The sequence below is a fragment of the Pseudomonas guineae genome (assembly GCF_900113745.1).
Classification (GTDB): domain Bacteria; phylum Pseudomonadota; class Gammaproteobacteria; order Pseudomonadales; family Pseudomonadaceae; genus Aquipseudomonas; species Aquipseudomonas guineae.
This window is the reverse complement of sequence record NZ_FOQL01000004.1, coordinates 428,423-434,422: the sequence shown is the minus strand read 5'-3', so window position 1 is coordinate 434,422 and position 6,000 is coordinate 428,423. Positions and strand designations below refer to the sequence as shown.

Here is a 6,000-nt window from a genome sequence, read left to right as displayed (position 1 = left end):
AAAACCCTAAACTTAGCTCAGCAATCGTTGGTTACATCTTTGATTTCTCGCGGAGTAACTTGTGATGCTGATAATCTTGCGACTAGCAGTCTTACCTCACAAGCACCCACACGAATTGCTTGATTCAGTTGTTAAAGAGCGGGTGGTTAAGTCTTTCGTCTCAACCGAGGCGCGAATTCTACAGCAGCCTCATCTTTCGTCAAGTGATTTCGAAAATTTCTTTTCAAATTCAGCCACTTGCGCTTTCGATCAACTTCTAGCTTCTCGTCAGCGGGAGGCGAATTCTACAGCGTTTCAAACCGCTGTCAACTGCCTCTTTTACCGCTTCCGACCACCTCGACCGAACCACTAACAGGATCAAGCCGCCACCCTGCCAGTCCGGCGCATTCTACGCAGATTTCACTGCTTTGCAACCCCTCTTTTAAATCTAACCTATTGTTTTATAAGAGGTTTAAGGGGCCACATACGCCTGAAGAGGTGCGAATTATAGGGATTAACTATAGAAGGTCAATCCTTTATTAGCCTTCTGCTTCAAGCGCATCTAATTAAGCTCACCGACCTAAACCGCGTCGACTGTAGAAACGACAAAGCCGTTGAAGCTGACGCTTCAACGGCTTTGTCGTAGATACCGCTAAACGGCTAGGCGTTTTTACGGCGACGTAAACGCAGCAAGTACTGAATAGGCCCAGACGCGGCATAAGCCAGGAAGATAATCAGCAGAACACGCGGTGGATCGCTAAACACTACCGCAAACACCAACACTACAGCCAAGATCGCTACGAAAGGTACACGCCCTCGCAAATCAAGGTCTTTAAAGCTGTTGTATTTGATATTACTGACCATCAGCATGCCCGCCCCCGCCACAAGCAGAGCAACCACAAACGCCATGTTTGAGCCCTTGATACCGAAGTCACTAAAGGCCCATACGGTACCCGCCACAACTCCCGCGGCCGCTGGGCTGGCGAGGCCAATGAAGAAGCGCTTATCGGTGCTGCCAATTTGCGTATTAAAGCGCGCTAGACGAAGTGCAGCACCTGCGACATAGATGAATGCAACCATCCAACCCACCTTGCCCATACTGCCTAGCGCCCACTCAAACGCCAACAGTGCAGGCGCCACGCCAAAAGCAACCATATCGGACAGCGAATCGTACTCAGCGCCAAAGGCACTTTGGGTATTGGTCAGGCGCGCGACGCGACCATCGAGACCATCCAGCACCATGGCAACAAATACCGCCGCCGCCGCTACATAGAAATTGCCATTCATAGCATTGATGATGGCGTAGAAGCCGGCAAACAAATTAGCTGTGGTGAACAGGTTTGGCAGTAGGTAAATACCGCGATGACGGACCTTACGCCCCTCTGCATCATGCCCCTCCTCTATATGCTCATCGATTGGCAGCAGACTATCTGCTTCACTGGGCGACTGGGGCTCATCTGGACGGTCATTCATGAACAACACCTTGCAACGGATGTGGAAAGTTTCGACAAGTGCTGGCGATAGGAATTTACGACAGCACCGGTGCAACACACTGGCTTTATACCAGAAGCCTTGCCGCACCATGAAAAAACGCGGCCGTGGCCGCGTTTTTTCTCACATCAACAGCGCTTAGTTCTTAGCTTTGTCGACAATCTTGTTGGCACCGATCCACGGCATCATGGAGCGCAGCTGCTCACCAATAATTTCAATGCCATGGGCAGCGTTGTTACGACGCTTGGCCGTCATGGAAGGATAATTGGTAGCACCTTCACTGATGAACATCTTCGCGTACTCGCCATCCTGAATGCGCTTCAAAGCGTTACGCATAGCCTGGCGCGATTCAGCGTTGATAACTTCTGGGCCTGTCACGTACTCGCCGTACTCGGCGTTGTTGGAGATCGAGTAGTTCATGTTGGCGATACCGCCTTCGTACATGAGATCTACGATCAGCTTCAGTTCATGCAGGCACTCGAAGTAAGCCATTTCAGGGGCATAGCCGGCTTCAACCAGGGTTTCAAAGCCTGCTTTAACCAGCTCAACAGTACCGCCGCACAGTACAGCTTGCTCACCAAACAGGTCAGTTTCGGTTTCGTCTTTGAAGGTGGTTTCGATGATACCGGTACGACCACCACCAACACCTGAGGCGTAGGACAGAGCAACGTTTTTAGCATTGCCAGAAGCATCCTGGTAGATAGCGATCAAGTCAGGAATACCGCCGCCTTTGACGAACTCGGTACGAACGGTGTGACCTGGCGCCTTCGGCGCGATCATGATTACGTCGAGGTCCGCGCGCGGCACAACTTGGTTGTAATGAATTGCGAAGCCGTGGGAGAAGGCCAGGGTTGCACCTTTCTTGATGTTCGGCTCAACTTCGTTCTTGTAGAGAGACGACTGAAATTCATCAGGAGTCAGGATCATGACCAAATCAGCAGCAGCAACAGCCGACGCCACGTCGGTGACTTTCAGGCCGTGGGCCTCAGCCTTGGCAACGGTAGCAGAGCCTTTACGCAGGCCAACTGTCACATCAACGCCAGAATCTTTTAGGTTGCATGCTTGAGCGTGACCCTGAGAGCCATAGCCAATGATGGCAACTTTCTTACCCTGGATGATCGAGAGGTCACAGTCTTTATCGTAATAAACTTTCATATTCTTGGCTCTTTTAATCGAAAGGAGTGGGTGCAAGCACCGCGACAAACATACCTTAAGTGATCAGCCCAATTGCGTAAAATGATATATTTGCAACACAACATGCCGAAATATGAAACGACCATGGATAGCAACACCCTCAGACTCTTTCTGGCTCTAGCCGATAATCTGCACTTCGGCAAAACCAGCCGCGAGCAGCACGTAAGCCCCTCCGCACTCAGCCGTAGCATCAAACAGCTTGAGGACGAACTGGGTGCGCCGCTGTTTATTCGCGACAACCGCTCAGTCAGCTTGACCCGTGAGGGCAACGAATTTCGTGAGTACGCGAAGGAGGTGATAAGCGGTTGGCAAGCCATACGCCAAACTTTCAAGCAAGATCAACTGGTCTTGCATGGAGAGCTCTCCCTATATTGCTCGGTAACGGCAAGCTACAGCTTCCTTTATGACATTCTCAGTAGTTTTCGCCAGGACTACCCACGCATTGAGATGAAGCTGCATACAGGCGACGCCGCCAAGGCCGTCGAACGCGTCCAGGAAGGGCTCGAGGATCTTGCCATCGGTGCCCGCCCCGACAGCCTACCGAGCGGCATCGCGTTTCAACCTATTGCCCGCTCAGAGCTGTGCTTTATTGGTCCGCTGTCGCCTCAACTGTTAAATGATGAACAGCTGAAACATCCTGGCGCCGTCAATTGGCGCGAGGTACCGATGATTCTCTCGGAACAAGGCCTCGCCCGAACCCGAACCGATCGCTGGCTAAAAAGCCACAACATCAAACCGAAGATTTACGCACAAGTCAGCGGTAACGAAGCCATTGTCAGCATGGTCAGCCTGGGGTTTGGTATTGGCGTGGTTCCGCAAATCGTACTCGACAACAGCCCGCTGACCGCACGCATCCGCACCTACGATATCCAACCGCCACTGACCGCCTACGATATCGGCCTGTTTGCGCTGGACAAACGCCTTAAAGAACCACTGATCAATGCTTTCTGGAATCGCCAGCTCTAGCAGCCAGAAACAAAAAACCCTGCCAAGGCAGGGTTTTTTTGTACAGCAGGGCTAGATGCTCAGTACTTTGTCACCACGTGCAATGCCCGTGACCCCACTGCGCACAGTTTCCAGAATCGAAGCGGTGCCAACTGCCTGAATAAAGCTATCCAGTTTGTCACTCGTACCGGCCAACTGAATGGTGTAGACGCTACTGCTTACATCAACGATCTGCCCACGGAAGATATCAGTAGTGCGCTTGACCTCTGCACGCTGAGCGCCGGTAGCTTTGACTTTAACCAACATCAGTTCGCGCTCGACGTGAGCGCTCTCCGAGAGATCTACCAGCTTAACCACTTCAACCAGCTTATTGAGGTTCTTGGTAATCTGCTCGATGACTTCGTCATGTCCCACTGTGGTCAACGTCAATCGCGACAAAGTTGGATCTTCAGTCGGCGCCACAGTTAGGCTTTCGATGTTGTAGTTACGCTGCGAGAACAGGCCCACTACACGGGACAACGCGCCAGGTTCGTTTTCAAGCAGTAGGGAAATAATGTGTCGCATGATTAGGTACGCTCCGTCTTGCTCAGCCACATATCGCGCATTGCACCGTCTTTGATATGCATCGGATAAACGTGCTCATTGGTATCAACCTGGATATCGAGGAACACCAGACGGTCTTTCAGAGCAAAGGCCTCTTCCATCTTCGGCTTCAGGTCTTTCAGATCGGTAATGCGGATACCAACATGACCATAAGCTTCGACTAGCTTGACGAAGTCCGGCAACGAATCCATGTAGGAGTGCGAGTGGCGGCTACCGTAGTTCATGTCCTGCCATTGACGCACCATACCCAGTGCACCGTTATTCAAATTGACGATCTTCACCGGCAAGCCGTACTGCAAGCAGGTCGATAGCTCCTGAATATTCATCTGGATGCTGCCCTCACCCGTGACACAGGCAACGTCATCATCCGGAAAGCTCAGCTTGACGCCCATCGCTGCAGGGAAACCAAAGCCCATGGTGCCCAGACCACCGGAGTTGATCCAGCGATTCGGCTTATTAAAGCGGTAGTACTGCGCCGCAAACATTTGGTGCTGGCCCACGTCAGAAGTGACGAAAGCATCGCCACCGGTGACTTCGGACAGGGTTTCGATAACGGTCTGCGGCTTGATAACGCTGCCGTCGCCCTTGTCGTAAGGGAACATGATGCGACCACCGCGCCACTCTTCGATCTGCTTCCACCAGCTCGACAGGGCATCTTTATTGAGCTGCTCGCCAATCTCTTTGAGGATCGCGACCATTTCGGTCATGACGCTATCGACCGGACCAACAATCGGGATGTCGGCTTTAATTGTCTTGGAAATCGAGGCAGGGTCGATATCGATGTGAATGATCTTGGCATTCGGACAAAATTTGCTCGCGCCATTGATCACGCGATCATCGAAGCGTGCACCCACTGCGACAATCACATCGGCGTGATGCATCGCCAGGTTAGCGGTGTAACTACCGTGCATCCCAAGCATGCCGAGGAACTGGCGATCGGTGCCAGGATAGCCGCCCAAGCCCATCAGGGTGTTGGTGACCGGCAGATTGAGCATTTGTGCGAGCTCAGTCAGCGGCGCTGCAGCACCGCCCATGATCACGCCACCACCGGAATAGATAATTGGTCGCTTGGCTGTCAACAGCAATTCGGCTGCCTTGCGAATCTGCCCAGAGTGGCCACGTAACGCTGGGCTGTAGGAGCGCAGCTTGACCTTCTTCGGGTAGACATACTCAAACTTCTCGGCGGGGTTGGTCATGTCCTTAGGAATGTCCACAACCACTGGACCGGGACGACCGGACTCAGCCAGATAGAAGGCTTTTTTCAGGACTTCCGGAATTTCCGAGGCGTGCTTGATCATAAAGCTGTGCTTTACGATCGGCCGCGAGATACCAATCATGTCGGTTTCTTGGAATGCATCAGTGCCGACCATATTGCTAGGCACCTGCCCGGACAACACCACCATCGGAATGGAATCCATGTAGGCCGTAGCGATACCGGTAATGGCATTAGTTGCGCCAGGGCCCGACGTAACCAGCACCACACCGGCTTTACCGGTAGCACGGGCATAACCATCGGCCATATGGGTTGCTGCTTGTTCGTGACGAACCAGGATGTGATTCACTTCCTGCTCTTTGAACAAGGCATCGTAGATGTGCAACAGGGCACCACCGGGGTACCCGTAAATATTCTTAACGCCTTCGTCACGCAAAAAGCGGACGACCATTTCAGCGCCGGATAAAAGCTCCACGTTGTTCACCTCTAAAACGCCAGAAAACCGCCCAACAATATGGACGGCCTAAGATAGGTTTACTGCCAGCAGAGCATGAGCGACGGTGGTCGCCGACTAC

Annotated in this window: 5 protein-coding genes; 1 reads left to right on the top strand and 4 read right to left on the bottom strand. The window is 52.5% G+C overall.

All coding sequences use genetic code 11. From position 1 onward, the window contains the following. Positions 1-639: 639 nt before the first annotated feature. Together pssA and ilvC are read right to left on the bottom strand one after the other, a co-directional pair. Positions 640-1,452, bottom strand: coding sequence for a CDP-diacylglycerol--serine O-phosphatidyltransferase (pssA, locus tag BMZ32_RS16290; RefSeq protein ID WP_090243873.1), 813 nt, complete (start codon positions 1,450-1,452; stop codon positions 640-642). A gap of 156 nt (positions 1,453-1,608) precedes the next feature. Beyond that, a complete protein-coding gene (ilvC, locus tag BMZ32_RS16285; RefSeq protein WP_090243871.1) occupies positions 1,609-2,625 on the bottom strand; it encodes a ketol-acid reductoisomerase in 1,017 nt (338 codons plus the stop codon). A 123-nt stretch (positions 2,626-2,748) separates the two neighbouring features. Here ilvC and ilvY point away from each other — a divergent pair, with 123 nt between their 5' ends. Then, the gene (ilvY, locus tag BMZ32_RS16280) at positions 2,749-3,630 is read left to right on the top strand and encodes an HTH-type transcriptional activator IlvY (RefSeq protein ID WP_090243869.1); all 882 of its coding nucleotides are present in this window, start codon (positions 2,749-2,751) and stop codon (positions 3,628-3,630) included. 51 nt (positions 3,631-3,681) lie between these two features. Here ilvY and ilvN read toward each other — a convergent pair whose 3' ends face one another. Together ilvN and BMZ32_RS16270 are read right to left on the bottom strand one after the other, a co-directional pair. Further along, the gene (gene ilvN / locus BMZ32_RS16275) at positions 3,682-4,173 is read right to left on the bottom strand and encodes an acetolactate synthase small subunit (RefSeq protein WP_090243865.1); all 492 of its coding nucleotides are present in this window, start codon (positions 4,171-4,173) and stop codon (positions 3,682-3,684) included. Positions 4,174-4,175: 2 nt separating this feature from the next. Further along, positions 4,176-5,900, bottom strand: a complete 1,725-nt coding sequence (locus BMZ32_RS16270) for an acetolactate synthase 3 large subunit (RefSeq protein ID WP_090243920.1) — start codon at positions 5,898-5,900, stop codon at positions 4,176-4,178. Positions 5,901-6,000 lie beyond the last annotated feature (100 nt).

Bases quoted from the DNA above. Each gene is read 5' to 3' on its own strand.
- pssA (WP_090243873.1), bottom strand. From the start codon at position 1,452: ATGAATGACCGTCCAGATGAGCCCCAGTCGCCCAGTGAAGCAGATAGT.
- ilvC (WP_090243871.1), bottom strand. From the start codon at position 2,625: ATGAAAGTTTATTACGATAAAGACTGTGACCTCTCGATCATCCAGGGT.
- ilvY (WP_090243869.1), top strand. From the start codon at position 2,749: ATGGATAGCAACACCCTCAGACTCTTTCTGGCTCTAGCCGATAATCTG.
- ilvN (WP_090243865.1), bottom strand. From the start codon at position 4,173: ATGCGACACATTATTTCCCTACTGCTTGAAAACGAACCTGGCGCGTTG.